A 26,367-nucleotide genomic window follows, 5' to 3' on the forward strand; every position below is an offset into this window, starting at 1 on the left:
ACCGTGATTGATGAAGCTCTCTTCGACGCCGAGGAGAAGATGGAGAAGGCCGTCGCGGTGGCCAAGGAGGACCTCGGCGGAATCCGCACCGGGCGCGCGAACCCGGGCATGTTCAACCGGATCCACATCGAGTACTACGGCTCGATCACCCCGATCACGCAGCTGGCGAGCATCAACGTGCCCGAGGCGCGCATGGTGATCATCAAGCCGTACGAGGCCGCGCAGCTCGGGCCGATCGAGACCGCGATCCGCAACTCGGACCTGGGCCTGAACCCCAGCAACGACGGCAGCATCATCCGCATCTCGGTGCCGCAGCTGACCGAGGAGCGGCGCCGCGAGTTCGTCAAGCAGGCCAAGGGCAAGGGCGAGGACGCCAAGGTCTCCATCCGCAACGTCCGCCGCAAGGCGATGGACGAGCTCTCGCGCATCCAGAAGGACGGCGACGCGGGCGAGGACGAGGTCGGGCGCGCCGAGAAGGAACTCGACAAGACCACCGCCAAGTACGTGGCGCACATCGACGAACTTGTGAAGCACAAGGAAGCCGAATTGCTGGAGGTTTAGTGTCAACCGAAGGCTCGGCGCCCCAGGGCGCCGCCGCGGCCGTGAACGCCAAGGCAGGCCGGGACCTGCCTGCGGCGATCGCGGTCGGTGTCGGGCTCGGGGCGATGCTGGTCGTCGCGCTGCTCTACTTCCCGAACCTGTTCTTCGCCATCGTGGCGGCCGCCATGGCCGTCGCGACGTGGGAGGTCACCAAGCGATTGCGGGAGGGCGGGATCGCGGTCCCGTTCATCCCGCTGCTGCTCGGTGGGCAGGCCACGATCTGGCTGGGCTGGCCGTACGGCACCACCGGCGTGCTCGGCGGGTTCGCGGGCACGGTGCTCGCGTGCATGCTGTGGCGGCTGCTGCAGGGCGGGCTGAAGGCCACCCCGCAGAATTTCCTCCGCGACACCGGGGTCGCGGTCTTCGTGGCCGCGTGGATCCCGCTGTTGGCCTCGTTCGCGACGCTGATGGTGCGCCAGGACGACGGTCCTGGACGGATCTTCTGCCTGATCATCGGGGTGGTGTGCTCCGACGTCGGCGGCTATGCCGCGGGCGTGCTGTTCGGCAAGCACCCGATGGTCCCGGCGATCAGCCCGAAGAAGTCCTGGGAGGGTTTCGCGGGTTCGCTGGTCTTCTGCGTGATCGGCTCGGTCCTCACCGTCACCCTCATCCTCGATGCCGACGCGCTGGTCGGCGTCGTGCTCGGCGTCGTGCTGGTCCTGGTGGCCACCACAGGCGACCTGATCGAGTCGCAGGTCAAGCGCGAGCTCGGAATCAAGGACATGGGCACCCTGCTGCCCGGACACGGCGGGATCATGGACCGGCTGGACTCGCTGCTGCCGTCCGCGTTCGTCACCTGGCTGGTGTTCACCGCGCTGCTGTGACCGGGCGAGCGCTGTCGTGACGGCACCGATCCCGAGCCCCAACATCTGGCACTGGCCGGACGTCTACGAGGTGGAGAACCGCGCCCAGGACGCGGACGGCGCCGTGTTCGCCGAGCTGCGGCGGGTCGCCGACTGGGCCGGGCGCGACGTGCTGGACCTCGGCTGCGGCGCAGGCTTCCACCTGCCGGTGTTCGCGGCGCTGGCCCGGTCGGTGGTCGGCGTCGAACCGCACCCACCGCTGGTCGACCGGGCGCGGAACCGGACGGCCGGGGACGATGCCGTCACGGTGCTCGCCGGTTCCGCCGAGCGGATCCCGCTGCCCGACGCCTCCGTTGACCTCGTGCACGCGCGGACCGCGTACTTCTTCGGGGCGGGCTGCGGGCCCGGCATCACCGAGTCCATGCGGGTGTTGCGGCCAGGGGGAGTGCTCGCGGTGGTGGATCTGGACGCCACGGTCGGCCCGTACGGCGAGTGGATGCGCGCGGACCTGCCGCACTACGACCCGGCAAGGGTCGAGTCGTTCTTCGCCGCACAGGGATTCGAGCTCTCGAGGGTCAGGACACGGTGGGAGTTCGACAGCAGGGCGGCCCTGCGGGCCGTGCTCGGGATCGAGTTCAGCGGCAAGATCGCGCAGCGCGCCTACGCGCAGACCCCGGGACTGGCGCTCGAGGTCGGGTACCGGATCCACACCAGGCGCGCGCCCGCCGGGCTGCTGTACTGAGGCGTTCTGCTGGGCCCGGACGGGGTGGCGGGGCATGATGACCTGATGGCTGAGCTGACCGATTACCTCGCGACGCTCGAGGAACCCGAGCGGTCCCTGCTCGACGCCATCCGGGTGCGCGCGCTGGAACTGGCCCCCGACGCGACCGAGGGCGTGAGCTACGGCATGCCTGCGTTGCGCTATCGGGGTCGGCCGCTACTGAGCGTGCGCGCCGCAGCCAAGCACCTGTCGGTCTTCCCGTTCAGCCCGGCCGTGGTCGAGGCGGTCGCGCCCGAGCTGGGCGGGTTCTCCCTGTCGAAGGGCACGATCCGGTTCTCCGCGGACCGGCCCCTGCCCGCGCGGGTGCTCACCCGCATCGTCGCCCTGCGCCGCGAGGAGATCGACGCGGCCCTGGACTGAGTCCTAGTCCAGGTCGAAGGCCCTGGCGAGGTCCGTGACCTTCTTTGCCTTGGCCAGGCGCGGCAGATCGCTGCCGTCGCGGACGCGTTCGCCGTCCTCGCCGAGCTCGGCGATCACCTCCCGCGCCCAGATGATGTCGTCCTGGCTCGGGCTCAGCGCCCGATTGACGGCGAGGGCCTGATCGGGGTGCATGCAGAGCTTGCCGGTCAGCCCCATCGACGCGGTCAGTGCCGAATCACGTTGCAGGACGGTCTCGTTCGTGCTGATGGTCGGGCCGTCGATCGGTCCGGCCAGCCTGGCCGCGCGGCTGGCGACGACGAGGCGGGATCGGGGGTACGCCATTGCCATCGGGTCGTCGCTCATGCCGGTGTCGCGGCGGAAGTCACCGCTGCCGAACGCGAGCCGGAACACACCGTCCGCCCTGGCGATCTCGGGCGCGGCCTCCAAACCCATCGCCGATTCGATCAGCGCGAGGATGCGGGTGCCTTCGGGCAGCCGGTCCGCGGTCGCGTCGGCCTGGTTGCCGCTCTCGGTCTTGGCGAGCATCACCCCGGCCAGGCCCGGTGCCGCCGCGAGGGCCGCGAGGTCGTCGGCCCAGTACGGCGTGGTGGCGTCATTGATCCGGACCCAGGCACTGCCGCCGCGGCCCAGCCACTCCACCACCCGGTCGCGGGCGGCGGGCTTGGCGGGTGGGGACACCGCGTCCTCGAGGTCGAGGATCACCGCGTCCACGCCGGATTCCGCTGCCGGCGTGAAGCTCTCGGGCCTGGTGGCGGGTACCAGCAGCCACGACCGGGCGAGATCGGGTGGGGCCGCAACCCCTCGATGCTCTGCGTGAATGGTCACAGCAACTCCTCCGGTGATCGGGACGACGTTTCCATCGTCCTCCCGTCGGGGTTGCCGAGCCAGTTTGCGTAAGTAATGTGCGCTGACGCACACGCCGGGTCAGCGGCTGGTGGATCTGGCCTTCTTCGCCACCCGGCGAATCTGCACGATGCGGACGCCGCCGGCGAGGGCCATGATCAGCGCGCCTGCGATCGCGGCGAGCAGCAGGCTCACGCCGAGCGGCAGCGAGAACTCCCAGAAGAACAGTTGGAGCGCGACTTGGTCGAGGTTCTGCAGGATGAACACGAGCAGCAGGATCAGGACCACGACGCCGATGACGAGGCCGGTCCAGGTGGCGGCCGCCTTGGTGTGGCCGAGGCTGGTGTGCCGATCGAGGGCGGCCTGGGCGGGGTCCACCGGCGGCTCGGCCGCCGGTGCCGGCTGGGTCGCACCACGCGGGTCGTCGATCGGGTCGGAAGTGGCATCCGGGTTGGGACCGTCGCTGTGTGCCATGCTCCGATCATTTCGCACCGGATGTGTGATTGCACGCGCATCGGGGCGAGAATTCGCATGTCGCGGGTGCCGGATGGGACACTGGAGCACACTATGGCCGTTTCAGTCCCGCTCGTGTTCAACGCTCCGCGTCGCGGCATGCCGCCGACGCACCTCGCCGACCTCGACGCCGAAGGCAGAAAGGCGGCCGTTCAGGAGCTGGGGTTGCCCGGATTCCGGGCGGACCAGCTGGCCCGTCAGTACTACGGCCGGCTCGAGGCCGATCCCGAGAAGATGACGGACCTGCCCGCGTCCGTGCGCGAGAAGGTCGGCGAGGCGCTGTTCCCGACGCTGCTCACCGCGGTCAAGCACGTCGCCTGCGACGACGGCAGCACCCGCAAGACGCTGTGGAAGGCGAACGACGGCACTCTGCTCGAGAGCGTGCTCATGCGCTACCCGGATCGGGCGACGCTGTGCATCTCCAGCCAGGCCGGCTGCGGGATGGCCTGCCCGTTCTGCGCGACCGGCCAGGCCGGACTGACCAGGAACCTGTCCACCGCCGAGATCGTGGATCAGGTCCGCTCGGCGGCCGCGGCGATGCGGGACGGTGACGTCGCGGGTGGCGAGGGCCGGCTCTCGAACGTGGTCTTCATGGGCATGGGGGAGCCGCTCGCGAACTACAAGCGCGTGGTCGCCGCGGTCCGACGGATCACCTCGCCCGCGCCGGACGGCCTCGGGCTGTCGCAGCGCTCGGTGACCGTGTCGACGGTCGGGCTGGCGCCCGCCATCCGCAAGCTGGCCGACGAGGGACTGTCGGTGACGCTCGCGGTGTCGCTGCACACCCCGGACGACGAGCTGCGCGACACCCTGGTCCCGGTCAACAACCGCTGGACGGTTGCCGAGGTGCTCGATGCCGCCAAGTACTACGCCGATCAGACCGGTCGCCGGGTGTCGATCGAGTACGCACTGATCCGCGACATCAACGACCAGCCGTGGCGCGCCGACATGCTCGGCAAGAAGCTGCACAAGGCGCTGGGCTCGCGGGTGCACGTGAACCTGATCCCGCTGAACCCGACACCGGGCAGCAAGTGGGACGCGAGCCCGAAGGACGTCGAGCGCGAGTTCGTGCGCCGGGTCATCGCGCAGGGCGTGTCCTGCACCGTCCGCGACACCCGCGGCCAGGAGATCGCCGCCGCGTGCGGGCAGCTCGCCGCGGAGAACTGACCTCACCGAACAGCACAACGGCCGCGCGGCTCCGGGTGGAGCGGCGCGGCCGTTGTCGAAAGTTCTTTCTCTACCGGGGCTTGCGGCGCCGGATGATGTCGCGCACGAGCAGGAACACCATGCCGGCGGAAATGCCGACGAGCCACAGGTCCTCGACCTTGCCCTCGTGGTTGCCGATCGTGTAGACGAGCAGGAAGGCTGCGAAGAACCAGCCAAGGAAGCGGAACAGTCGCGGCGCCTCGCCGCTCCAGCCCCAGGCTGCGGACGGAACTTCTGCCGTGTCGACGTGTGCGGCGACGAGGGGCTCGTTCACGCTGGGATCCAGCTCGGTGGCCACGGTCGATCCTCCTGCTCGTACGGGTGTGCGTGTGCCTGCATATCGTGGCATACGACCGTGCGTCGTACCTAGCTGGGTCGGCGCGTCCGCGCGGTGCGCGTGAACGCGCCGAGGTAGCGGCGCGTGATCCACCGCTGCACCGCCCGATTCGCCGGTCCGCCGATCCGGGCGAGTGCGCTGCCGCCGGTCGAGAACGCGTCGATCACCACCCGCACCCGGCCGTCGTCGCCGAGCTCGATCGCGAAGCGTTCCTCGCCGCGCTCGGGGTGTCCGGGCAGGGTGCCGTATGCGAAGCCGGACCGCCGCGGCTCGTCGATCCGGTACACCACCCGGCACGGCGCCGTGACGGCCAGCGGACCCGGTCCCAGCCGCAGGATCACGACGGCGCCCTCGACGGCCTCCTCGTGGGTGGACCGGACGCGCAGGCCCGCGCGACGGTGCATGTCCCAGTGCAGCAGCACGTGTTCGGCCCGCTCGAAGTCCTCGGCGCCGACGCCGATGACGGCGCTCTCGTGCACGTGGTGGTACCTGTCCGGCAGGGCGGCGCGGGTGCCGCCGACCTCGGGGTAGGTCAACGGCACGGTGCGCAGCGCGTCCGGGTTCACGGACGCCATCCTGTCAGGGTGGCCGGGCGGCGGCATGAACCGTACGGTGTACTACATGACGATTCTGGTGACCGGGTCCACCGCGAACATCGGCAGGCTGGTCGTCGACCACCTCCTGGCGGCGGGCGCGACCGATGTCCGAGCCCTGACGAACAACCCCTCGAAGGCGATGCTGCCGGACGGCGTCGAGGTCGCCGAGGGCTATCTGCGCCGGCCGGGGTCGCTGCCTGCCGCCTTCGAGGGCGTCGAGAGGATGTACCTGGCGCCGACCCCGGAGACCGTGGAGGAGGTCGTGGCCCTGGCCCGCGACGCCGGGGTCCGGCACATCGTCGACCTGTCCGGGGAGCACGAATCGTGGTGGGGCGCGGTCACCTCGGCGGTCGAGCGGTCGGGGATCGCCTGGACGCACCTGTGGGCGGGGGAGTTCCTCGAGAACGACCTCGTCTGGGCCGACCAGGTGCGGCGCACCGGACAGGTTCGCGACCCGTTCCCCGATGTGGTCAGCGCCCCGATCGCGATGGACGACATCGCCAGGGTCGCGGCATCCGTCCTGCTCGGAGACGGGCACGAGGGCAGGACCTACGAGCTGACCGGGCCGCGGGCCGGTTCGCGCGCCGAGCGGGTGCACGAACTCGGCACGGTGCTCGGGCGGCCCGTGGAGTACGTCCGGGTGCCCGTCGAGGAGGCCGTCGAGATCCTCGAGCCGGTGATGGGCCCGAACGCCCGGTTCTATCTCGAGACCGCCGTCGCGTCGCTGGTCGGTGCGCCGCAGCGGGCGACCGCCACCGTCGAGGAGGTCTCCGGCCGCCCGGCCACGACCTTCGCGCACTGGGTCGCCGCGAACGCAGACGCCTTCCGCTAGGCCGCGCCCGATATCGCCTTCGAGGCCCCGGCGGTGTCCTGTCAGCTTCTTCTCAGGTGCCGTCGTGAAGAATGGACGGGTGGCAGAACCTACGCGCGTGCTCCTGCTCGGCAGCACCGGATCCATCGGCACCCAGGCCCTCGAGGTCATCGCGGCCAACCCCGACAAGTTCACCGTCGTCGGTCTGGCCGCGGGCGGCGGCAACATCGACCTGCTAGCCCGGCAGATCCGCGAGACCGGGGTGAACGCGGTCGCGGTCGCCGACCCGGCGGCCGCCGCCCGCCTCGACGGCCCCGCGCTCAGCGGGGCGGGCGCCGTCACCGAACTGGTCCGCACCACCGAGGCGGACGTGGTGCTGAACGCGCTCGTCGGCTCCCTCGGCCTCGAACCGACGCTCGCGGCACTCGAATCCGGCGCCCGACTGGCGCTCGCGAACAAGGAGTCGCTCGTCGCGGGCGGCCCGCTGGTCACAGCCGCTGCCGCGCCGGGGCAGATCGTGCCGGTCGACTCCGAGCACTCCGCGCTCGCGCAGTGCCTGCGCGGCGGGCGGGCCGAGGAGGTGGACCGGCTGGTGCTCACCGCCTCCGGCGGCCCGTTCCGCGGCTGGACCGCCGACGCCCTCGAATCCGTCACCCCCGAGCAGGCGGGCGCGCACCCGACCTGGTCGATGGGCCCGATGAACACCCTCAACTCGGCAACCCTCGTCAACAAGGGGCTCGAGCTGATCGAGACGCACCTGCTGTTCGGCATCGACTACGACCGCATCGACGTCACCGTGCACCCGCAGTCGATCGTGCACTCGATGGCCACCTTCACCGACGGCTCCACCCTCGCCCAGGCCAGCCCGCCGGACATGAAGCTGCCGATCGCCCTCGCCCTCGGCTGGCCGGACCGGGTGCCGGGCGCGGCCGCGGCCTGCGACTTCACCACGGCCGCGACCTGGACGTTCGAGCCCCTCGACTCGTCGGTGTTCCCGGCCGTCGACCTGGCAAGGGCCGCGGGCAAGGGCGGCGGTTGCCTGACCGCGGTCTACAACGCGGCCAACGAGATCGCCGCGCAGGCGTTCCTCGATGGGACCGTCCGGTTCCCGGCGATCGTGCGCACCGTCGAACGCGTCCTCGCTGGTGGCGACGAGTGGACCGCGCCACCGGCTACCGTGGAGGATGTGCTCGCCGCAGACGCGTGGGCGCGCGCACGGGCACACGAGCTCGTCAAGCAGGAGGACTAGAGCCGCATGGTGTTCGTCATAGGTGTGGTGCTGTTCGCGTTGGGCATCACCATCTCCATCGCGCTGCACGAGGCAGGTCACATGTGGACCGCCCGCGCGCTGGGGATGAAGGTCCGCCGCTACTACATCGGATTCGGACCGAAGATCTTCTCCTTCCGCCGCGGCGAGACCGAGTACGGACTCAAGGCGATCCCCGCTGGCGGCTTCTGCGACATCGCAGGCATGACCCAGCACGACGAGCTCGCGCCCGACGAGGTCGACCGCGCGATGTACAAGCAGAAGACGTGGAAGCGCCTGGTCGTCATGTCCGGCGGCATCGCGATGAACTTCATCCTCGGCTTCGTGCTGGTCTACATCCAGGCCGTCGGCTGGGGCCTGCCGAACACCGAGACCAGGGCCGTCGTGGAGGGTGTCACCTGCGTGGCGCCGACGCAGGCCGGCAAGGACGGCGACTACAAGCTGGCGGACTGCACCGGCGAGGGGCCCGCGCAGCAGGCGGGCATCCTGCCGGGCGACGTGGTCGTCGCGGTCAACGGGACGCCGACCTCCACCTTCGGTGACGTCGTCAAGGCGACGCAGCCACTGTCGGGCACCGCGGAGTTCACCGTCGACAGGGACGGCGAGACCCAGGTGATCGACGTGCAGGTGCAGCAGGCGCAGCGCTGGGTCAACAATCCGGACTCCACCAACAGCGACCCGCTGCCGCCCGTCTCCAGGGACGTCGGCGCGATCGGCATCAAGGCGCCGCCGACCTTCCTCGAGTACTCGGCCCTGTCCGCGATCCCGGGCAGCGTGGTCTACACCGGCGACGTCTTCGTCCGCAGCGTCGACGCCCTGGTCCAGATGCCGTCGAAGGTCGCCGACCTGTGGACCGCCGTCACCGGCGGTGAACGCGACGTCGAGACCCCGATCAGCGTGGTCGGCGCCTCGGTCATCGGCGGTCAGATGGCCGAACGCGGCTACGTCGACCTGTTCATCGGCCTGCTCGCGACGCTGAACTTCTTCCTCGGCATCTTCAACCTGCTGCCGCTGCTCCCGCTCGACGGCGGGCACATGGCGGTGACCATCTACGAGAAGATCCGCGACTCGATCCGCGCGCGCCGCGGACTGCCAGCGGGTGGACCGGTCAACTACATGAAGCTGATGCCGATCACCTACGTGGTCATCGCGTTGGGTGGCGCGTACATGCTGCTCACGCTGACCGCGGACATCGTGAACCCGATCAAGATCTTCTAGTGCTCGCTAAACTTGTCCTGACGCTACGAAAGAAGGCATCCACGTGACCAGCCCCGTCGGATTGGGCATGCCAGAAGGCCCGGCCGCCGTCCTCGCGCCGCGCCGCAAGACCCGACAGCTCCAGGTCGGATCCGTCGGGGTCGGCAGCGACTTCCCGGTGTCGGTGCAGTCGATGTGCACCACCAAGACGCACGACGTCAACGCCACCCTCCAGCAGATCGCCGAGCTGACCGCGTCCGGCTGCGACATCGTGCGCGTGGCCTGCCCCCGGCAGGAGGACGCCGACGCGCTGGCGACGATCGCGAAGAAGAGCCAGATCCCGGTCATCGCGGACATCCACTTCCAGCCGCGGTACATCTTCGCCGCCATCGACGCCGGCTGCGCGGCGGTGCGGGTGAATCCAGGCAACATCAAGGAGTTCGACGGCCGGGTCGCCGAGGTGGCCAAGGCCGCGGGCGACGCGGGCATCCCGATCCGGATCGGCGTCAACGCCGGTTCGCTCGATCCGCGCCTGATGCAGAAGTACGGCAAGGCCACCCCGGAGGCGCTCGTCGAGTCGGCGCTGTGGGAGGCGGGCCTGTTCGAGGAGCACGGCTTCGGCGACATCAAGATCTCGGTGAAGCACAACGACCCGGTGATCATGGTCGAGGCGTACCGCCAGCTGGCCGCGCAGTGCGACTACCCGCTGCACCTCGGCGTGACCGAGGCGGGCCCGGCGTTCCAGGGCACCATCAAGTCCGCGGTCGCCTTCGGTGCGCTGCTCTCGGAGGGCATCGGCGACACCATCCGGGTCTCGCTGTCCGCGCCGCCCGCCGAGGAGATCAAGGTCGGCACGCAGATCCTGCAGTCGCTGAACCTGCGTCCGCGCAAGCTGGAGATCGTGTCCTGCCCGTCCTGTGGGCGCGCCCAGGTGGACGTGTACACCCTCGCCGAGCAGGTGACCGCCGGTCTCGAGGGCATGGAGATCCCGCTGCGCGTGGCCGTGATGGGGTGCGTCGTCAACGGTCCCGGCGAGGCCCGCGAGGCCGACCTCGGGGTCGCGTCCGGCAACGGCAAGGGTCAGATCTTCGTCAAGGGCAAGGTCATCAAGACGGTGCCGGAGGCGATGATCGTGGAGACACTGATCGAGGAGGCGATGCGGATCGCGGAGGAGTTCGGCGAGGATCAATCCGCATCGGGATCCCCGGTCGTTACCGTCAGCTGACGCTCGCACGTATCGTGGGATCACCAGACAATTCGAATCCCGACGACCCGACCCGGGGGTGACTCGGTGCTCAAACTGCTCGGCGCCAGGCAGCTCGGTGCGCGCGACAGGGTGCACGTGTTGCGTGTGCTGGACGCCGATCCGATCGCCTCGTGCATGGTCGCGGCTCGGATCCAGGACCTCGGGATCGATCCGCGGGCGATCAACGGCGAGCTCTGGAGCCGGGGCGGGCCGGCCGAGTCGCTGTGCTTCTCGGGCGCGAACATGGTTCCCCTGCGCGGTGACCTCGACGACCTGCGGGCCTTCGCGGACCGGGCGTGCCGGGGACCGAGGATGTGCTCGTCGGTGGTCGGCCGCAGCGAGCTGGCACTGCCGCTGTGGGAGATGCTCGAGACCGACTGGGGTCCGGCGCGCGAGGTGCGCGCCGAGCAACCCCTGCTCGCCCTCTCGGCGCCGCCCGTCGTCGCGCCGGATCCGTACGTGCGTCCGGTGCGGATGGATCAGCTCGAGCCGTACCTCACGGCCGCGATCGCGATGTTCATCGAGGAGGTCGGGGTCGACCCGCGCTCGAACGACGGTGGCCGCGGCTACCGTCGCCGGGTCGCGGGCCTGATCGCCGCTGGCCGGGCCTGGGCCAGGTTCGACGGCGAGGAGGTGACCTTCAAGGCGGAGGTCGGCTCGATGTCCGCGCAGGTCGGCCAGATCCAGGGTGTGTGGGTGCATCCTCGGTACCGGGGCCACGGTCTCGGCGCGGCAGGCACCGCCGCGGTGGCGGCGGCGGTCGTGGCGTCCGGCCGCACCGCGAGCCTCTACGTGAACAGCTTCAACCACCAGGCGCGGCGGACCTACCAGCGCATCGGGTTCACCCAGGTCGGCATGTTCTCCACGGTCCTGCTGGACTAGCGGCTCCGCCGCCCGTGCGCCATTCGTACCCCGATCGGGGTGAAAAGCGCTCACGGTGCGGGTGCCTTCCCGGGCTGGGTGGTGAGCCGACCTACGATGGCAGGCGATGATCTCCACCGCCGCACCCCGCATCCTCTCCTCGCTCGTCGTCACGGGCGCCCTCGTGCTCGGCGCGGTCGCGTGCACCCCGAAACCGGCCGGCCCCGAACCGGCAGCCCAGGAGTTCCTCGACGCCGTGGCCGACCGGGAGTCCGAGCGGGCCGCCGCGCTGTCCGACCGGCCCGCGGACGCCCAGCCCGCGATCGATGCCGCCTGGGAGGGCCTGCAGGCCGAATCCCTCACCGCGACGACGGGATCGGTCCGGGTGGACGGCGACACCGCGACCGTCGGCTACACCTACGAATGGCATCTGCCGAAGGACCGGGTGTGGACCTACAGCGGCGATCTGCAGATGGGGCGGAAGAACGGGGAGTGGGCGGTCCGGTGGAGCGCCACCGACCTGCACCCGAAGCTCGGCGACACCCAGACGATGACGCTGCGGGCCACCCCGGCGCCGCGGGCCCGGGTGAACGAGCGGGCCGGCTCGGACGTGCTCGTGCCGGGGACCATCGAGCGGATCAAGTTCAACGCCAAGGACTCCGGCAACCCCACCGCCGTCGCGACCGCGCTGGCCACCGCGCTGGAGCCCTTCGACCCGACCCTCACCCCGCAGTCGATCGTGGAGTCGGCGACCTCGGTCAGCGGCGCCTACCTGGTGGCGAGCCTGCGGCAGGAGGACTACGAGACGGTCGCCGCCGCGCTGAGCGGCCTGTCCGGGGTGACGGTCTCGGAGGAGGCGGACCTGGTCTCCACCGACCGCGGCTTCGCCCCCGACCTGATCGGCCAGGTCAAGAAGCGGGTCATCGACGAGGTGGACGGCAAGGCCGGCTGGAGCGTGGTCACCGTCAACAAGAACGGTGTGGACATCGATGTGCTCACCGAGACCAAACCCCAACCGGCACCGTCCTTCTCCGTGAGCCTGGACCGGCCCATCCAGGTGGCCGCGCAGAACGCGGTCAACGCGCGGGCCGAGCAGGCGATGATGGTGGTGCTGCAGCCGTCGACCGGCGCGATCCTCGCGGTCGCGCAGAACAAGGCCGCCGACAAGGACGGCCCGGTCGCGACGACGGGCCTGTACCCGCCCGGCTCCACCTTCAAGATCATCACCGCGGGCGCGGCCATCGACAACGGCCTCGCCGAGCCTGGTACCCCCGTCGGCTGCCCGGGTCGGATCGTGATCGGGGAACGGTCGGTGCCCAACTACAACGAGTTCGCGCTGGGCACGGTGCCGATGAGCACCGCGTTCGCGCGCTCGTGCAACACCACCTTCGCCAAGCTGGCCAGCGAGATGGCGCCCGACGCCCTGACGGTGGCGGCCGCGCGCTACGGCATCGGGCCCGACTACGACGTGCCCGGCCTGCCGACAGATTCCGGATCCGTCCCGCCCGCATCGGAACTGGTGCAGCGCACCGAGGACGGCTTCGGGCAGGGCAAGGTGGTGGTGAGCACCTTCGGCATGGCGCTGGCGGCCGCGACGATCGCGAACGGGTCGACGCCGGTGCCGACGCTGATCTCGGGAGAGGAAACCAAGATCGCGGGCGCCCACCCGCCCATCAGCAAGGAGATGGTCGACGGCCTGCGCGGGATGATGCGCGACGTGGTCACCAGCGGTACCGCCACCCGGATCGCCGACCAGGGCGAGATCTACGGCAAGACCGGTGAGGCCGAGGTCGACGGCGGCTCGCACGCCTGGTTCGTCGGGTACCGCGGCGACATCGCGTTCGCGACGCTCGTGGTCAGGGGCGGCAGCTCCGACAACGCCGTCGCCGTGACTCGGGACATGTTCACGGCGCTGCCGGAAGGGTACTGACGGCTCGGCCGTCGGTGGGTACTGACGGCTCGGCCGTCGGTGGGTACTGACGGCTCGGCCGTCGGTGGGTACTGACGGCTCGGCCGTCGGTGGGTACCGAGCGCCGGAAAATCGATGGCCCCGTCGCTGGGGAGGCGCCAGACTCGGGGTGTGAACACCGATCTGGCCCCCACCGTCGAGCGATTCCGCGCACTCGCGCGATCGTCCCCATGGCGTTGGTCGACGCTCGAGTTCGACCTGGACCGTGACGATCTCGAGCACGCCTGGATCCGGCGGCCGGACCACCTGCGGGTCGAGGACGGCGACGGTCGGGTTCACGTCACGACGGGCCGCGACCGCCCGGTGGCGGTCGCGTACAGCGTTAGCGGCGGCGTGCCGCTCGCTCGGGTCTGGCCGGCCGACGTCGAGCCGGGTTACGACGCGGACGGGCTCGTGGCGGCGCGCCCGGACGACTTTGCGATCGACTATGACCCGCCCTTCCACGACGACTACTTCTGGGTGGCGCTACTCGACCCCGCCGAACTCACCGAGGGTGTCGACGTGCTGGCCGTGGAGGCGGTGTCGCACCACGGCCGGCCGGCGTGGCAGGCGCACGTGCGCCCGACGCCGCAGTACGACCCGCGCTGCACGTGCTGCGCACTGCTCTCCGGCAACGGCGAGCTCGATCCCGACCCGTGGGTGCCGACCGCGGACTCGGTGGTGCGGCTCGACCTGCAGACCGGCGTGTGCGTGTCGGTGCGGCACCTCGGGTCCGGGTGGTGTGGGCAGGAGGCCGAGATGCGCATCCGCGCCGTGGACGAGCCGATGGCGGACGAGTTGTTCCGTCGGCCCCGTTGGTTCAGCGGTAGACGTCGGCGCTGACCACCTGCATCGTCCGGCGGTCGAGGTAGGCGAACAGCACGGCGTGCGCGCCGTCAACGGTCCCGGTCGCGGTGACCGCGTCGCCCGCGGCGATCACCTTGGTCAGGTCGGTGATCACGTTGCCGCCGAGCATCTTCAGCGCATCGGCATCGCCGCGCTGCGCCGAATCGAGCAGTCGCCGGACCGCGTCCTTGCCCTTCTTGCCCACGCTCAGCGCGGCCTTGCCGAAGGCGAGCGTGCCGCCGAGACCCTGCAGACGCAGCATCCGTGCGCTCATCGAGGCGGCGACCGTCAACCGCTCGGGGCTGACGCCTGCCACCTGTGCGAACATCGGCGTCACCTCCCAGTGCGCGGCGATCCGGCGGATCCGCGGTTCGCCGTCGTCGAGGGTGGCCTCGTAGAGCAGGTGCATCGGCGCCCTGGCCACGACCCCGGCCGAGAGCCGGGTCTCGATGGTGACGTCGCGGACCACGTGCAGGCCGTCGACGATGTCCTCGTTCTCGATGTCGAAGCTGATGTCGTTGGGCGCGATGAAGGTGTCCCAGAACCGGCCGAGCGCGTCGCCGCCGCGTCGGCCCGACTTCCGGTCGTAGAGGCCGCCGAGCACGGGGCGACCGCCGACCGGGTCCTCGATGATGTGCTCGCGCGCGAACAGGCCGAGCCACGCGGCCCTGTCGTGCACGGCGACGGCCGTCGGGGAGGAGCGCGCAAGGGCCAGCAGGTCGTCGGTGGACGGATTCGCGGACATGGCACCCCTGGGATCGGCGTCGGACGGTCGATCGGAGTATGCCAGGAAAGGTAGAACTTGTTCTAGATTCTTTCGCCGTGACCGCTCAGTTCATCGGACCGGGCGGCACGCCCTCCTCGCCGAGGAACTCAGGGTGCAGCTCGGCCTTCACGCCCAGCTTCTTGTTGGCCAGGTTGTTGACGAACCACAGCACCACACCGATAGCGAGCAGCACGCCCGCGATCTTGTACTGCGCGGGATCGCGGTCGGTGAGCGGTGTCGCCAGGAAGGCGCAGCTGATCGCGCCGATGATCGGCAGCACGGTCGGCGCGCGGAAGTGCTTGTGGTCCACCGTGTCCTTGCGCAGCACCAGGACGGCGACGTTGACGACGGTGAACACGCACAGCAGCAGCAGCGCGGTGGTGCCGCCGAGTTGGGGCACCTCGCCGACGATCGTGATCAGTCCCAGCGCCAGTAGCGTGGTGAACCCGATCGCGATGTACGGGGTCCGCCTGGTGCGGTGCACCCTGCCGAGCTGCGGCGGCAGCACGTGCTGACGGCTCATGCCGTACAGCAGCCGGCTGGCCATCAGCATGTTGATCAGCGCCGAGTTGGCGACCGCGAACATGGTGATGAAGGCGAAGATCCCGATCGGGAAGCCCGGTGCGCCCGCCTGGACGACCTTGAGCAGCGGGGTGTCTCCCTCGCCGAGCTCGTCCGCCGGCACGAGGGCGATCGCCGTGACCGACACCAGCATGTAGATGACGCCGGTAGAGACGAGGCCGATGAGCAGGACCTTCGGGAAGATCCGGCTCGGCTCCTTGCACTCCTCGGCCATGTTCACCGAGTCCTCGAAGCCGACCATCGCGTAGAAGGCGAGGGTGGTGGCCGCGATGACGCCACCGAGCGCGGACCGGTCGCCGGTGTCGAAGGTCGCCGCCCGCGAGAAATCGCCCTCGCCGATGCCGAGCGCCCACATGCCGATGAAGACGATGATCAGCAGGCCGGACAGCTCGATGCAGGTCAGCAGCACGTTCAGCTTGACCGACTCGCCGACGCCCCGGAAGTTGACCGCCGCCACCGCGATCATGAAGACGATGCCGATCAGCGTGATCCCGACCCCTGTCCGCACGTCCAGGTCGAAGGCCTCGGCGAAGTTGGCGGCGAACGCGCGCGAGGCGGTCGCGGCGGAGGTGATCCCCGAGCACATGACCGCGAACGTCACCATGAAGGTGAAGAACTGGATGCCGAAGGCCTTGTGGGTGTACAGCGCGGCACCGGCGGCCTGGGGGTACTTGGTGACCAGTTCGAGGTAGCTGAACGCGGTGATCAGCGCGACAACGAAGGCGACGAGGAAGGGCAGCCACACCACGCCGCCGACGTCGTTGGCGACCTGCCCGGTCAGGGCGTAGATCCCGGTGCCGAGGATGTCGCCGACGATGAACAGCAGCAGCAGCCACGGGCCCATCACCCGCTTGAGGGTCGGTTCGTCCTGCGATTCGCTCACGGCGGCTGGTGGTTTCGTCATTGCGCATCCCCTCGGTGCGGGCGGCCGGACCGGCCGCGGTGCTTACGGAAGCAGACCCAACCTCCTGGCAGCGACCACCGCTTCGTGCCGTGAGTGGGCGTCGAGCTTGCCCATCGCGGCACGCAGATAGCTCTTCACCGTCTCCGGCTGGAGCGAGAGCCGGTGGGCCACTTCGTTGTTTGTGCAGCCGAGGGCGATGTGGGCGAGCACATCCAGCTCGCGGGGAGACAGCGTGACCGAGGTGTCGCCGCCCTCCACCTCGTCGTTGACCAGCGCCGCCAGCTTCTCGGACACCGCGCGCAGCCGTCCACGGAGCGGGCCGTCGGGCACCGACTGGGCGAGCCCGCGCAGCTCGGCGTGGGCATCCCGGATGCCCTCGGCCACTGCCGCGCTCGCGTTGCCCTTGTTGCTGTCGAGCACCCCGAGCATCTGCAGGCGGCGGTCCACCTCGTCGCGGATGGCGATCTCGGTGCCGAGTCGGCGTCCGGCCTGCACCAGGATCTCGGCGGTGCGGTCGCCGATCGGCATGGATTCCCGGACCGCGGCGTAGAGGACCGCCCTCGAGGCGCCGTCGACCAGGACGGGGACCGCGAGCACCGAGCGGATGCCCTCGCCGAGGACGGGCCGGTCGTAGTGGTGGGTGATCGACATCGCGCTGCCGTAGTCGGGCACCGAGGCCGGCTGACGCTGCAGCACCACCCGTCCGCCCAGGCCCGAGCTCGGGGGGATGACCAGCCCCTTGAGCCCGTTGGTCCTGGTCCCGAAGAACTCGGTCAGGTGCAGCGTGCCCGCGGAGACCTCGCCGCCGAACAGCACGGGCACGTTCGCCCGTCCCGCGACCGCGCGCAGTTCAGCGCGCAGGGCGTCGCCGTCGCGGGGCCGCAGCAGGGGTGGGGTGCGGGAGAGCATGGACTACCCCTTTCCGGGGGTGGTGCGTGTTGTTTGTGAGCTAGATCATAGGGCCATGGAGAAGTCCGGTGTCTGCCGGACCGCTGTTGAAGGAGCAAACCATGGGCACCGATGCCACCTCGCGGGTGCGCGAGCTGCTGGAGCAGTACGACACGCCGCAGGCCTGCGCCGCGGACCTGCTGTGTGACCGGCACCCCGACACCGACGTCGCGTTCACGGTGATCGAGGGCGATCTGACCTCGCGTGACCTCAGCTACGGCGAGCTGCGGGCGGAATCGACCAAGTTCGCGGCCGCGCTGGCGGAGCTCGGTGTCGAGCCCGGCGATTGCGTGGCGACGCTGATGGGCAAGTCCGCGGAGCTGGTCATCGCGCTGCTCGGCATCTGGCGTCGCGGCGCGGTGCACGTGCCGCTGTTCACCGCGTTCGCGTCCCCTGCTATCGCGTTCCGGCTCGACTCCAGCGGCGCCAAGTTCGTGGTGTCCGATCAGAACCAGCTCGCCAAGCTCGCGCCGGGCGAGGACATCCCGGCCGACGCGCCCTGGCGGGTCATCGTCGCGGCGGGCGAGCCCGAGTCCGAGGACCAGCTGCGGTTCGCCGATCTGCTCGGGGCGCACACCGCCGACGACGCGGCGGGCGCCGCGGTCGCGGTCGGCGGCAACGGCCCGCTCGTGCAGCTGTTCACCAGCGGCACCACCGGGACCCCGAAGGGCGTGCCGGTGCCGGTGCGTGCGCTGGCCTCGTTCCACGCCTACCAGGAGTTCGGCCTCGACGTCCGCCCCGACGACGTGTTCTGGAACGCCGCGGACCCCGGCTGGGCCTACGGGCTGTACTACGCGCTGCTGGGTCCGCTGGCGGCCGGCACCCGCAGCCTGCTGCTGCACTCGGGCTTCTCCGCGCCGCTCACCTGGCAGATCATCGAGAAGTTCGGCGTCACCAACTTCGCCGCCGCGCCGACCGTCTACCGCAGCCTGCGCGCCGACACCAGTCCGGTACCCGAGGGGCTGTCGCTGCGCCGCGCGTCCTCGGCGGGCGAGCCGCTCACCCCCGACGTGGTGGCCTGGTCGCAGAGCGCACTCGGTGTCGAGGTGCGCGATCACTACGGGCAGACCGAGCACGGCATGTTCATCGTCAACGCGTGGGCGGACGGCCTGCGTGAGGACGTGCGGCCCGGCTCGATGGGCCGGCCGCTGCCGGGCTGGAGCTGCGCCGTGCTGCTCGACGACGCGGACGAGGTCGCGCCCGCGGGCACCCCCGGCCGCGTCGCCATCGACACGCAGGCCAGCCCGCTGATGTGGTTCACCGGCTACGTCGACGCCCCGGAGAAGACCGCGCAGCGGTTCAGCGCGGACGGCCGCTGGTACATCACCGGCGACGCGGGCAAGACCGACGAGGACGGCCACTTCTTCTTCTCCTCGCGCGACGACGACGTGATCATCATGGCCGGCTACCGCATCGGGCCCTTCGATGTGGAGAGCGTCCTGGTCATGCACGAGCAGGTGATCGAGGCGGCCGTCGTCGGCATGCCCGACGAACTGCGCGGCGAGGTGCTCGAGGCCTTCGTGGTGCTCCGGGAGGGCACCGAGGGCACCGGCGAGCTCGAGGCCGAGCTGCAGACCCTGGTCAAGAAGAAGTTCGCCGCGCACGCCTACCCGCGGACCGTGCACTTCGTGCCGTCGCTGCCGAAGACCCCCAGCGGCAAGGTGCAGCGCTACCTCCTCCGCCAGGGATAGGCGGCTCCGCCGCCCGTGAGTCCTTCTGGCCCCCTTACGGACCAGAAGGACTCACGGGCGCGTCAGCGCCTGCGGATGCGTCCGACCGCAAGCAGGGCGACCAGGGTGACGGCCAGCAGCAGGGTGGTGTCGGCGGCGGCGAGGAACACCTGGCCGCGGTCGGTGAGCCCGAAGATGGTCACCGGCAGCGTCTTCCAGGTCGCCGGGTACACCATGATGGTCGCGCCGAGCTCGCCCATCGACAGCGCGATCGCCAGGCCCGCGGCCGCACCGAGCGCGGGCAGCAGCAGCGGCAGGGTGATCCGCAGCAGCACCCGCGTCGGTCCGGCGCCGAGCGACTCGGCGGCCTGCCGGTAGGCCGGGTCGAGCCGGTCCAGCGCCGCGGACACCGCGCTGAAGGCGAACGCCAGCACCAGCACGGTGTGCGCGAGGATCACGATCCACTTGGTGCCCCCGAGCAGCAGCGGCTCGGCGTTGAACGCGATCAGCAGACCCAGCCCGATCGCCACCGACGGCACCGCGATCGGCAGGTGGAACACCGCGTCGGTGGTCTTGCGCAGCCAGCCGGGCGCCTCGCGGGCCGCCAGTGCCGCCCACGTTCCGACGAACAACGCCAGCGCGCCCGCGATGAACGCGGTCTGCAGGCTGACGGTGAGGCTGGCCAGGTTCTCGTCGGAGAGCGCGGCGGCGAGGTTCTTCGGGCCGAGGTTCGACGGCAGCGGCCCGGTCCAGGCCCCGGCGAGCGCCGCGGCGACGACGGTGGCGATGGGGGCCACGAACACCACGACCACCACGACGCCGAAGAGGGCGAGGGCCAACGCCCTAGCGCGCGTGGTCCACAGCAGCACGGCGGCCTCCAAGCAGTCGGTTGAACAGGAATCGGTAGCCGCAGTACAGCGACAGCGACAGCACCACCTGGACGCTCGCGATCACCGCGGCGCCCGGCAGGTCGAAGGTCACGATGCCGTGGGTGTAGATCAGCACCGGCAGCGTCACGACGTCCTTGGCCCCGGTGAACAGCACGATGCCGAACTCGTTGAGCGTCAACAGCAGGACCAGCGAGCCGCCCGCCATCAGCGCGGGCCAGGCCTCCGGCATCACAACGGTCCGCAGCACCCGCAGCGGGGAGGCGCCGAGGCTTGCCGCGACATCGAGCTGTTCGCGGGGCATCTGAGTGAACGCGGCCAGCAGCGGCCGCACCACGAACGGGGTGAAGAAGGTGATCTCGGCGGCGATCACGCCGAGCGGGGTGTTCACGAAGTTCAGCGGTCCGGCGTCGGCGCCGGTGAGCCGGGCGAGGAGAGCATTGACCGCGCCAGCGGTTCCGTACAGAAACGTGAACGCCAGCGTGATGAGGAACGAGGGCAGCGACAGGATGGTGTCGATCAGCCGGCCGACCACCCTCGACCCGGGGAAGGGCACGAAGGCGAGCACCAGCGCGAGGAAGGTGCCCAGCACCAGGCAGCCCAGCGTGGAGGCGACCGCGATTTCGATCGTGCGCCACAACGCGTTCCGGAACTGCGCGGACGCGAGCACCTCCGTCCAGGTGGACAGCCCCCTGCCCTCGTCGGTGACCGTGGACTCGGCCAGTACGCGGGCCATCGGGTAGACCGCGAAGCCCAGCACCAGCAGCAGCGGCGGCAGCGCAAAGGCCACCGACCGCCACCGGCTCGGCTCGGGCCGGACCGGCGGGGGATCGACGCGAACCGGATCGAGGACCGCGGTCATGACGCCTGCCCCGGTGCGGGGACGAGCACCGCACCCTGGTCCGGGATACGAACGCCGACAGCGGTTCCCGCCGGTCGTTCGTCGTGCCCGGTCACGTCCACCTCGAGCAGGGCGTCGGGCAGGGCGGCGAGCACGACGGTGTGCCTGGTTGTCGAGCCGCGCCAGACGCTGGCGGTGACCCGTCCCGGGAGCGCGCCGCGCTCGGTGGGCGAGGTGAGGGTGATCGCGTGCGGGCGCACGCAGAGCAGGGCCCCGGCGTCGGACTCCCACTCGGTCGGGCTGATGGCAGGCCGCGGGGCGTGCGCGGTGACCGGTGTGCCGCCGACCGACACCAGGGCCGAGGTGCCGATCACCCGGGTCACGGTGCAGGGCAGCAGGTTCGCGCCGCCGAGGAAGGCCGCGGTGAAACTGCTCGGCGGCCGCTTCCACAGGTTCTCCGCGGTGTCGATGTCGACGAGCCGGGCGTCGCGCATCACGGCGATCCGGTCGGCGAGCGCCAGGGCCTCGCTCTGGTCGTGCGTCACGTAGAGCATCGCGGTGTCCGGCAGGGCCGCCCGGAGCTGTTGCAGCTCGGCCAGCATGCTCTGCCGGAGTTGGGCGTCGAGCGCGGCCAGCGGCTCGTCGAGCAGCAGTACCTTCGGACGGATGGCAAGGGCACGCGCGATGGCGACCCGCTGCTGCTGCCCGCCGGACAGCTCGCGGGGCAGTCGTTTGCCGTAGGCGGACATCCCCACCATCTCCAGTGCCTCGGCGACCCGCGTGCCGATTTCCGCGCGGGGCACGCGATGCGAGCGCAGGCCGAACGCGACGTTCTCCGAGACCCTCATGTGTGGGAACAGCGCGTACGACTGCACGACCACGCCGATGCCACGCTTGGCGGGCGGCAGATCTGTGACGTCCCTGCCCGCCAGCCGGACCGAGCCCGAGACCGGCCGGGTGAAGCCGGCCAGCGCCTTGAGGGCGGTGGACTTGCCGGACCCGCTGGGCCCCAGGAGAGCGACGGTCTCTCCCGGGGACACCCGCAGGTTGAAATCGATCAACGCCCGGGTGGCGTTCCTGCCCCGCCCGTAGGCCACGTTGACGCGGTCGAAGGTGATGGCGGGAGCGGAGTAGTCGGTGGCCCCGAGGATGCCGGATTCGGCCGTTCTCGTCGGAGCCGATCCGATTCTCGGCCAGGCCTGCCCGGTGTTGATCTTCCTCATGTCAGTTCCCGGTGGCCTTCTGGTAGGCGGCGACGTCGGCGTCGAGCTCGGTGATGACGGTGTTCCAGTTCGGGGTCCAGACGGTGACGCCGTTCAGCAGGCCCGCCGGGGTGGACTTGTCGTTGACATCGACGGTCGCGCCCTCGCGCACGTCCTTGCGGACCGAGACACCGAGCGCGTCGGATCCGACCGTCTTCTGCGCCTGCTCCGAGAGCAGGTACTCCATCAGCTTCTTGGCCTGCTCGGACTGCGGTGCGCCCTTGGCCAGTCCCATCACGTAGGGCAGCGCAACCGTGGTGCGGGCCCCACCCGCCTCGGCAGGGAAGAAGATGTTGAACTTCGAGCCGTCGTCCGCGATGGACGCGAGGTTCATCTGCACGTCGCCGTTCGCGACGAGCAGCTCACCGTTGCTGACCTTCGGCTGCAGCTTGCCGGTGGAGGAGGACGGCCCGACGTTGTTGGCCTGCAACTTGTTCAGGTACTCCAGCGCGCCCTCCTTGCCCTTGAGGTGCTGGAGCAGCAGGAGCACCGCGGTGCCGTCGCCCGCCTGGCCGGGGGTCGAGTACTGCAGCTTGCCCTTGAACTGCTCGCCGAGGAGGTCGTCCCAGGTCGCAGGGGCCGGGTTCGCGCCGGGGTTGGCGATGAAGTCGAGGTAGTTGTTGACGACGGGGACGTACTTGCCCGCCGGGTCCTTCTCCTCGGCCGGGACCGCGGAGGTGTCGATCCCGCTGGGCTGGAGCAGGCCCTGCGCGTCGGCCTTCTGGATGAACGGCGGCAGCGTGACGACGATGTCGGCCTGCGGGTTGGACTGTTCCTTCTCGACGCGCGAGACCACCTCGCCGGAGCCCGCCTCGACCAGGTTGACGGCGACGCCGGTCTCCTTGGTGAACTCGTCGAACCTGGCTTTGTACCAGTTGCTCAGGCCGTCGGCGCTGTAGACGGTGACGGTCTCGGTGTCGGAGCTCGCGGCGGTGCCGGTGCCACCGCAGGCGGTGGTCAGCGTAAGAAGGGTCGCGGCGAGGGCGGCTGCGGCCAGGCTGGGGCGGATGCGCATGACGAATTCCTAACTGTGGGTGTGGGTGTGGGGGAACGGCTAGGGCTTTAGCAGGAGCTGGGCGAACTCGCGCACCGATGGCACGACGTGGGTGGCGCCCGCCGCGCGGAGCTGGGCCTCGCCGTGGGCGCCGGTGAGGGTGCCCGCGACGATCGACGCGCCCGAGCGCAGCCCGCTGGTGACGTCGTTGGAGGTGTCGCCCAGCACGGCAACGCTTTTCACGTCATCGACCTGCAGGCGCAGCAGTGCGGTGAGGATCAGGTCCGGATAGGGCCGACCGCGCCCGGCCTCGGCGGGGGACAGGGTGAGGTCGGCGATGGTCTGCCAGCCGAGGGCGGCGAGCAGCTTGTCCTGGGTGCCGCGACTGAACCCGGTGGTCAGTGCGACCTTGATCCCGGCCTCGCGCAGCGCGGTGATCGACTCCGCCGCACCGGGAATCGGCTCGGCGTTGCCCTCCTCGATCAGCCGGTCGTAGGCGGCCTCGAAGGCGGCGTTGGCGGCCTGGGCACGATCCTCGTCGCGCAGCAGTGCGCGGAAGACGACGATCTTGGACTGGCCCATGGTGTCGAGCACGTACCGGCGCGCGTTGTCCGCCTCGGCGCCCTCGGGGGGCAGGCCTGCGGCGTCGGCCGCCGCGGCGAAGGCCCGCAACACCAGCCCGTCGTCGGAGACGGTGGTGCCTGCCATGTCGAGCACGGCGAGGGCGATGGGGGTGGCGGTCACGATTTCTCCTGGGGCGATGGATGTGTCGGTGATTCAGAGGCCGAGCTGGTCGGCGGTCTGTTCGGCGAGGGCGGGGCCGAGGGTCATGCCGCGGCCGCCTGGGCCTGCGACCACCCAGACGTTGTCCGCAGGGCTGCCGCGGTGCACGAGCTCGCCGGGGTCCAGACACTGGCTGTAGACGCCTGCCCAGCGCTTGACGATCGGGGGGAGTCTGCGGCCGAGCAGTTCCTCGACCACTCCGGTCAGGTGTGCGTACGGCGCCTCGTCGACGTCGAAGTCGAACGGCTCGTCGTACTCGTGGGTGTCGCCGATGGTCAGCCCGCCGTGCAGGCGCTGCACGCAGAGCAACTGCATGCGGTGCGCCTCCGCGGTCGGGGCCTGCGGCTGGACGGTCCTGAGGTTCTCGAGGGCGGCGCCTGCGAAGCCCGGGTAGTAGCGCAGGCTGTCGCCGTCGGCGATGGCCGTGGTCAGCTCCTCGCCGAGCGGGGCCGTCTGCATCATCTGCAGCCGGACCCGCCGCAGGGGCAGCTCACCGGCCAGGTCCCTGGCCAGGCCGCCGAGGGTCGCGCCGGGGCAGACGATGGCCAGGTCGGCGTCGAACACGCGGCCGTGGTCGTCGCGGATGTGCACGCCCGCCCCGTCGGAGGTCACCTCGCGGGCCTCGGTGCCTGCGTGGAAGGTGTAGCGGCCGCTCGCCTCGAGGTGGCGGCGGATCGCGGGCAGGGCAACGCGGGATTCGACGGCGCCGTCGCGGTCGCAGTGCAGGCCGGCGAGGAATTTGCCGCGCAGGGCCGGGTTGACGGCGAGCACCCGCTCCGGTTCGAGCAGGGCGAAGCCTCGGGCCTCGGCGTCCGGGCGGGCCATCGCCTCCTCGGCAACCGTGACCTCCTCGGGGGTGCGCAGCAGCGTCATCGAGCCGGCTGCGCGGAAGCCGATCGCCGGGACACGGACGGCGAGGTCCTCCCACAGTTCACGCGAGCGCAGGGCCGCGTCGAGCTCGTGTTCGGCGCGGCCGGAGACCCACACCAGGCCGAAGTTGCGCACGGTCGCCCCGCGGGCCTCGGTCTCGCGCTCGAGTTGGATGACGTCGTGTGCGCGGCGGATCGCCTCGTCGGCGTGGGTCGTGCCGATGATGCCTCCGCCCACGATCAGAATTCGCATGACGAGGAGCATGCAGTTTGGTCTAGACCAACCGGTGATGGCCAGGGGAACGCCGGGTGAACAATTGGTATAGACCAATTTGAGGTACGCTGACCTGCATGAACGACGAGGGGATCGGATCGGGCGAGGCCGTACTGGAGGAAACGACCATCGTGCTGCGCTCGCTGCGCGGACTGCCCGACGACGCGGCGCACGACGTCGCGGCGAGGCGGTCGCTCACCCCGCGATTCGGCGAGCGGGTCGGATGGCTGGCGGGCGCACACGTCGCCGCGAAGCGGTACCTGGTCGCCACGGAGCCCGGGTATGCCGCGACCCTTTCGGCGGAGTCGGTCCACACACTGCACGCGCAGGGTGGGCCGGGCGTCGACCCTGTGCTCAGCGCCGATCCACGGTGGCCCGATCCGGTGCGGCTGCGACGTTACGATGACGGCGCGAAAGTCGCAGGCGCGCAAGCTCCGTCGATCGACGAGGTGCTCGCGGTGGCCAGACGGGTACGCGCCGGGATGGGGACGTCACGATGACCGAGATCAACGCCCGCATCGATGCGGGGGAGTCCGCGCCCAAGTACTACCGGGTGCGCACCGAACTCGCGGCCATCATCGACGATCTCGACGAGGGCGATCCCGTGCCCGCGGAGCGCGACCTCGCGGTGCGCTTCGAGGTGTCGAGGGAGACGGTGCGCCAGGCGGTGCACGAACTACTGGTGGAGGGCAGGATCGCGCGTCGCGGCAGGGGCACCGTGGTGGCGAGCCCGAAACTCACCCAGCCGCTCTCGCTCCGTTCGTACACGGAGGGCGCGGTCAGCCAGGGCCGGGTGCCCGGCCGGGAGTTGGTCACCTTCGAGGACGTGCCCGCCGACGCCGAGGTAGCCGCGGACCTCGGACTGTCCGTTGGATCCGCCGTGATCCACCTCGAACGAGTGCTGCTGGCGGACGGCCAGAAGATCGGGCTCGAGAGTACGTACCTGCCCGCCCGCCGGTTCGCCTCGATGGCCCGGTCGTTCGATCCGGGCACCTCGTTGTACGCCGCCATCCGCGCCACCGGCGTGACCTTCGACTCGGCCACCGAGCGGATCGAGACTGTATTGGCGTCGCCGCGCGAGGCCGCCCTGCTCGACTCGACGACCGCGATGCCGATGCTGTTGCTGAACCGGATTTCCCTGGATACGGACGCCGTACCGATCGAGCGGGTCCGCTCGATCTACCGCGGAGATCGGGTCGCATTCCTCGCCACGCTGCGGGAGTGAGCGCGGGAGTCGTTCGTTTCGTCGACGAGTTGATTCCGGTTAGCATCCGAACCCGTGGTTGACAGCATCGTGGCGACGAGACCCGCATCGGCAAACGGTCCAGAGCACGATCCCCACCGGGCACACGCG

General features: G+C 70.5%; 28 protein-coding genes. 15 read left to right on the plus strand and 13 right to left on the minus strand.

Translation table 11 applies throughout. The features are described 5' to 3' along the window. Positions 1–3 precede the first annotated feature (3 nt). From frr to BR31_RS0101090, 4 genes are read left to right on the plus strand one after another with little or no spacing between them, the layout of a single operon-like run. Complete coding sequence (gene frr, locus BR31_RS0101075) at positions 4–561, plus strand: ribosome recycling factor (RefSeq protein ID WP_027499313.1); 558 nt, start codon at positions 4–6, stop codon at positions 559–561. Continuing rightward, positions 561–1,424 carry a phosphatidate cytidylyltransferase gene (locus BR31_RS0101080; protein ID WP_051636854.1) on the plus strand — a complete coding sequence of 288 codons (864 nt, stop codon included), beginning with the start codon at positions 561–563 and terminating at the stop codon, positions 1,422–1,424. Before frr ends, BR31_RS0101080 begins: the two co-directional genes overlap by 1 nt. Before the next feature lie 16 nt (positions 1,425–1,440). Further along, positions 1,441–2,145, plus strand: a complete 705-nt coding sequence (locus tag BR31_RS0101085; RefSeq protein ID WP_027499315.1) for a class I SAM-dependent methyltransferase — start codon at positions 1,441–1,443, stop codon at positions 2,143–2,145. Between the two features lie 45 nt (positions 2,146–2,190). Next, positions 2,191–2,544 carry an iron chaperone gene (locus tag BR31_RS0101090; RefSeq protein WP_027499316.1) on the plus strand — a complete coding sequence of 118 codons (354 nt, stop codon included), beginning with the start codon at positions 2,191–2,193 and terminating at the stop codon, positions 2,542–2,544. Positions 2,545–2,547: 3 nt separating this feature from the next. Here the strand turns inward: BR31_RS0101090 and BR31_RS0101095 are convergent, their stop codons facing one another. Then, positions 2,548–3,390, minus strand: a complete 843-nt coding sequence (locus BR31_RS0101095; RefSeq protein WP_051636855.1) for an HpcH/HpaI aldolase/citrate lyase family protein — start codon at positions 3,388–3,390, stop codon at positions 2,548–2,550. Positions 3,391–3,489: 99 nt separating this feature from the next. Next, the gene (locus BR31_RS27100) at positions 3,490–3,882 is read right to left on the minus strand and encodes a lipopolysaccharide assembly protein LapA domain-containing protein (RefSeq protein WP_037175176.1); all 393 of its coding nucleotides are present in this window, start codon (positions 3,880–3,882) and stop codon (positions 3,490–3,492) included. 93 nt (positions 3,883–3,975) lie between these two features. Here BR31_RS27100 and rlmN point away from each other — a divergent pair, with 93 nt between their 5' ends. Then, positions 3,976–5,085: a dual-specificity RNA methyltransferase RlmN gene (gene rlmN, locus BR31_RS0101105; RefSeq protein WP_027499318.1), complete on the plus strand. Its 1,110-nt coding sequence runs from the start codon at positions 3,976–3,978 to the stop codon at positions 5,083–5,085. Positions 5,086–5,155: 70 nt separating this feature from the next. Here the strand turns inward: rlmN and BR31_RS0101110 are convergent, their stop codons facing one another. Together BR31_RS0101110 and BR31_RS27105 are read right to left on the minus strand one after the other, a co-directional pair. Beyond that, on the minus strand, positions 5,156–5,422 hold the full coding sequence (locus tag BR31_RS0101110) for a DUF2631 domain-containing protein (protein WP_223263706.1): 267 nt from the start codon (positions 5,420–5,422) through the stop codon (positions 5,156–5,158). Between the two features lie 68 nt (positions 5,423–5,490). Next, complete coding sequence (locus BR31_RS27105; RefSeq protein WP_051636857.1) at positions 5,491–6,036, minus strand: DUF1990 family protein; 546 nt, start codon at positions 6,034–6,036, stop codon at positions 5,491–5,493. Between the two features lie 46 nt (positions 6,037–6,082). On the opposite strand from BR31_RS27105, the gene BR31_RS0101120 reads away from it, so the two are divergent. The 7 genes from BR31_RS0101120 (at position 6,083) to BR31_RS0101150 (ending at position 14,230) form a co-directional block, all read left to right on the plus strand. Next, on the plus strand, positions 6,083–6,889 hold the full coding sequence (locus BR31_RS0101120) for an NmrA family NAD(P)-binding protein (RefSeq protein WP_027499320.1): 807 nt from the start codon (positions 6,083–6,085) through the stop codon (positions 6,887–6,889). Between the two features lie 79 nt (positions 6,890–6,968). Next, the gene (gene dxr, locus BR31_RS0101125) at positions 6,969–8,117 is read left to right on the plus strand and encodes a 1-deoxy-D-xylulose-5-phosphate reductoisomerase (RefSeq protein ID WP_156042324.1); all 1,149 of its coding nucleotides are present in this window, start codon (positions 6,969–6,971) and stop codon (positions 8,115–8,117) included. A 6-nt stretch (positions 8,118–8,123) separates the two neighbouring features. After that, a complete protein-coding gene (locus BR31_RS0101130; RefSeq protein WP_027499322.1) occupies positions 8,124–9,353 on the plus strand; it encodes a M50 family metallopeptidase in 1,230 nt (409 codons plus the stop codon). A 43-nt stretch (positions 9,354–9,396) separates the two neighbouring features. Next, positions 9,397–10,557 carry a flavodoxin-dependent (E)-4-hydroxy-3-methylbut-2-enyl-diphosphate synthase gene (ispG, locus tag BR31_RS0101135; protein ID WP_027499323.1) on the plus strand — a complete coding sequence of 387 codons (1,161 nt, stop codon included), beginning with the start codon at positions 9,397–9,399 and terminating at the stop codon, positions 10,555–10,557. 66 nt (positions 10,558–10,623) lie between these two features. Further along, a complete protein-coding gene (locus tag BR31_RS0101140) occupies positions 10,624–11,460 on the plus strand; it encodes a GNAT family N-acetyltransferase (RefSeq protein ID WP_027499324.1) in 837 nt (278 codons plus the stop codon). A 106-nt stretch (positions 11,461–11,566) separates the two neighbouring features. After that, the gene (locus BR31_RS0101145; protein WP_027499325.1) at positions 11,567–13,369 is read left to right on the plus strand and encodes a penicillin-binding transpeptidase domain-containing protein; all 1,803 of its coding nucleotides are present in this window, start codon (positions 11,567–11,569) and stop codon (positions 13,367–13,369) included. Between the two features lie 150 nt (positions 13,370–13,519). Beyond that, on the plus strand, positions 13,520–14,230 hold the full coding sequence (locus BR31_RS0101150; protein WP_027499326.1) for a hypothetical protein: 711 nt from the start codon (positions 13,520–13,522) through the stop codon (positions 14,228–14,230). Here BR31_RS0101150 and BR31_RS0101155 read toward each other — a convergent pair. The 3 genes from BR31_RS0101155 to BR31_RS0101165 form a co-directional block, all read right to left on the minus strand. Beyond that, positions 14,208–14,978, minus strand: a complete 771-nt coding sequence (locus BR31_RS0101155) for a nuclear transport factor 2 family protein (protein ID WP_027499327.1) — start codon at positions 14,976–14,978, stop codon at positions 14,208–14,210. The genes BR31_RS0101150 and BR31_RS0101155 overlap by 23 nt on opposite strands. An 85-nt stretch (positions 14,979–15,063) precedes the next feature. After that, complete coding sequence (locus BR31_RS0101160; RefSeq protein WP_027499328.1) at positions 15,064–16,485, minus strand: APC family permease; 1,422 nt, start codon at positions 16,483–16,485, stop codon at positions 15,064–15,066. Between the two features lie 42 nt (positions 16,486–16,527). Further along, on the minus strand, positions 16,528–17,394 hold the full coding sequence (locus tag BR31_RS0101165) for a helix-turn-helix transcriptional regulator (protein WP_027499329.1): 867 nt from the start codon (positions 17,392–17,394) through the stop codon (positions 16,528–16,530). Between the two features lie 101 nt (positions 17,395–17,495). Here BR31_RS0101165 and BR31_RS0101170 point away from each other — a divergent pair, with 101 nt between their 5' ends. Beyond that, positions 17,496–19,124 carry an AMP-binding protein gene (locus BR31_RS0101170; protein ID WP_027499330.1) on the plus strand — a complete coding sequence of 543 codons (1,629 nt, stop codon included), beginning with the start codon at positions 17,496–17,498 and terminating at the stop codon, positions 19,122–19,124. Between the two features lie 62 nt (positions 19,125–19,186). Here BR31_RS0101170 and BR31_RS0101175 read toward each other — a convergent pair whose 3' ends face one another. Genes BR31_RS0101175 through BR31_RS0101200 form a run of 6 tightly spaced genes read right to left on the minus strand, consistent with a single transcriptional unit; the run spans position 19,187 to position 24,992 of the window. Continuing rightward, a complete protein-coding gene (locus BR31_RS0101175) occupies positions 19,187–19,972 on the minus strand; it encodes an ABC transporter permease subunit (protein ID WP_027499331.1) in 786 nt (261 codons plus the stop codon). Beyond that, positions 19,947–20,852 (minus strand): 2-aminoethylphosphonate ABC transporter permease subunit, encoded by a 906-nt coding sequence (locus tag BR31_RS0101180; RefSeq protein WP_027499332.1) that lies wholly within the window; start codon positions 20,850–20,852, stop codon positions 19,947–19,949. The genes BR31_RS0101175 and BR31_RS0101180 overlap by 26 nt, the downstream gene beginning before the upstream one ends. Then, complete coding sequence (locus BR31_RS0101185; protein ID WP_081830259.1) at positions 20,849–22,054, minus strand: ABC transporter ATP-binding protein; 1,206 nt, start codon at positions 22,052–22,054, stop codon at positions 20,849–20,851. Before BR31_RS0101185 ends, BR31_RS0101180 begins: the two co-directional genes overlap by 4 nt. 1 nt (position 22,055) lies before the next feature. Continuing rightward, on the minus strand, positions 22,056–23,108 hold the full coding sequence (locus tag BR31_RS0101190; protein ID WP_027499334.1) for a 2-aminoethylphosphonate ABC transporter substrate-binding protein: 1,053 nt from the start codon (positions 23,106–23,108) through the stop codon (positions 22,056–22,058). Between the two features lie 39 nt (positions 23,109–23,147). Then, positions 23,148–23,831: a phosphonatase-like hydrolase gene (locus BR31_RS0101195; RefSeq protein ID WP_027499335.1), complete on the minus strand. Its 684-nt coding sequence runs from the start codon at positions 23,829–23,831 to the stop codon at positions 23,148–23,150. A 33-nt stretch (positions 23,832–23,864) separates the two neighbouring features. Next, positions 23,865–24,992, minus strand: a complete 1,128-nt coding sequence (locus tag BR31_RS0101200) for a TIGR03364 family FAD-dependent oxidoreductase (RefSeq protein ID WP_027499336.1) — start codon at positions 24,990–24,992, stop codon at positions 23,865–23,867. Positions 24,993–25,090: 98 nt separating this feature from the next. On the opposite strand from BR31_RS0101200, the gene BR31_RS0101205 reads away from it, so the two are divergent. Beyond that, a complete protein-coding gene (locus tag BR31_RS0101205) occupies positions 25,091–25,513 on the plus strand; it encodes an HD domain-containing protein (protein ID WP_027499337.1) in 423 nt (140 codons plus the stop codon). Then, positions 25,510–26,238 carry a GntR family transcriptional regulator gene (locus BR31_RS0101210; RefSeq protein WP_051636858.1) on the plus strand — a complete coding sequence of 243 codons (729 nt, stop codon included), beginning with the start codon at positions 25,510–25,512 and terminating at the stop codon, positions 26,236–26,238. The genes BR31_RS0101205 and BR31_RS0101210 overlap by 4 nt, the downstream gene beginning before the upstream one ends. Positions 26,239–26,367: the final 129 nt, after the last annotated feature.

The organism is Rhodococcus sp. UNC363MFTsu5.1, from assembly GCF_000686785.1.
GTDB classification, from domain to species: Bacteria; Actinomycetota; Actinomycetes; order Mycobacteriales; family Mycobacteriaceae; genus Rhodococcus_G; species Rhodococcus_G maanshanensis.

Bases quoted from the DNA above. Each gene is read 5' to 3' on its own strand.
- BR31_RS0101180 (WP_027499332.1), bottom strand. From the start codon at position 20,852: ATGACCGCGGTCCTCGATCCGGTTCGCGTCGATCCCCCGCCGGTCCGG.
- BR31_RS0101165 (WP_027499329.1), bottom strand. From the start codon at position 17,394: ATGCTCTCCCGCACCCCACCCCTGCTGCGGCCCCGCGACGGCGACGCC.
- BR31_RS0101090 (WP_027499316.1), top strand. From the start codon at position 2,191: ATGGCTGAGCTGACCGATTACCTCGCGACGCTCGAGGAACCCGAGCGG.
- BR31_RS0101190 (WP_027499334.1), bottom strand. From the start codon at position 23,108: ATGCGCATCCGCCCCAGCCTGGCCGCAGCCGCCCTCGCCGCGACCCTT.
- BR31_RS27105 (WP_051636857.1), bottom strand. From the start codon at position 6,036: ATGGCGTCCGTGAACCCGGACGCGCTGCGCACCGTGCCGTTGACCTAC.
- BR31_RS0101205 (WP_027499337.1), top strand. From the start codon at position 25,091: ATGAACGACGAGGGGATCGGATCGGGCGAGGCCGTACTGGAGGAAACG.
- BR31_RS0101160 (WP_027499328.1), bottom strand. From the start codon at position 16,485: ATGACGAAACCACCAGCCGCCGTGAGCGAATCGCAGGACGAACCGACC.
- BR31_RS0101210 (WP_051636858.1), top strand. From the start codon at position 25,510: ATGACCGAGATCAACGCCCGCATCGATGCGGGGGAGTCCGCGCCCAAG.
- BR31_RS0101200 (WP_027499336.1), bottom strand. From the start codon at position 24,992: ATGCGAATTCTGATCGTGGGCGGAGGCATCATCGGCACGACCCACGCC.
- rlmN (WP_027499318.1), top strand. From the start codon at position 3,976: ATGGCCGTTTCAGTCCCGCTCGTGTTCAACGCTCCGCGTCGCGGCATG.
- BR31_RS0101170 (WP_027499330.1), top strand. From the start codon at position 17,496: ATGGGCACCGATGCCACCTCGCGGGTGCGCGAGCTGCTGGAGCAGTAC.
- BR31_RS0101185 (WP_081830259.1), bottom strand. From the start codon at position 22,054: ATGAGGAAGATCAACACCGGGCAGGCCTGGCCGAGAATCGGATCGGCT.
- BR31_RS0101145 (WP_027499325.1), top strand. From the start codon at position 11,567: ATGATCTCCACCGCCGCACCCCGCATCCTCTCCTCGCTCGTCGTCACG.
- BR31_RS0101155 (WP_027499327.1), bottom strand. From the start codon at position 14,978: ATGTCCGCGAATCCGTCCACCGACGACCTGCTGGCCCTTGCGCGCTCC.
- BR31_RS27100 (WP_037175176.1), bottom strand. From the start codon at position 3,882: ATGGCACACAGCGACGGTCCCAACCCGGATGCCACTTCCGACCCGATC.
- BR31_RS0101130 (WP_027499322.1), top strand. From the start codon at position 8,124: ATGGTGTTCGTCATAGGTGTGGTGCTGTTCGCGTTGGGCATCACCATC.
- BR31_RS0101120 (WP_027499320.1), top strand. From the start codon at position 6,083: ATGACGATTCTGGTGACCGGGTCCACCGCGAACATCGGCAGGCTGGTC.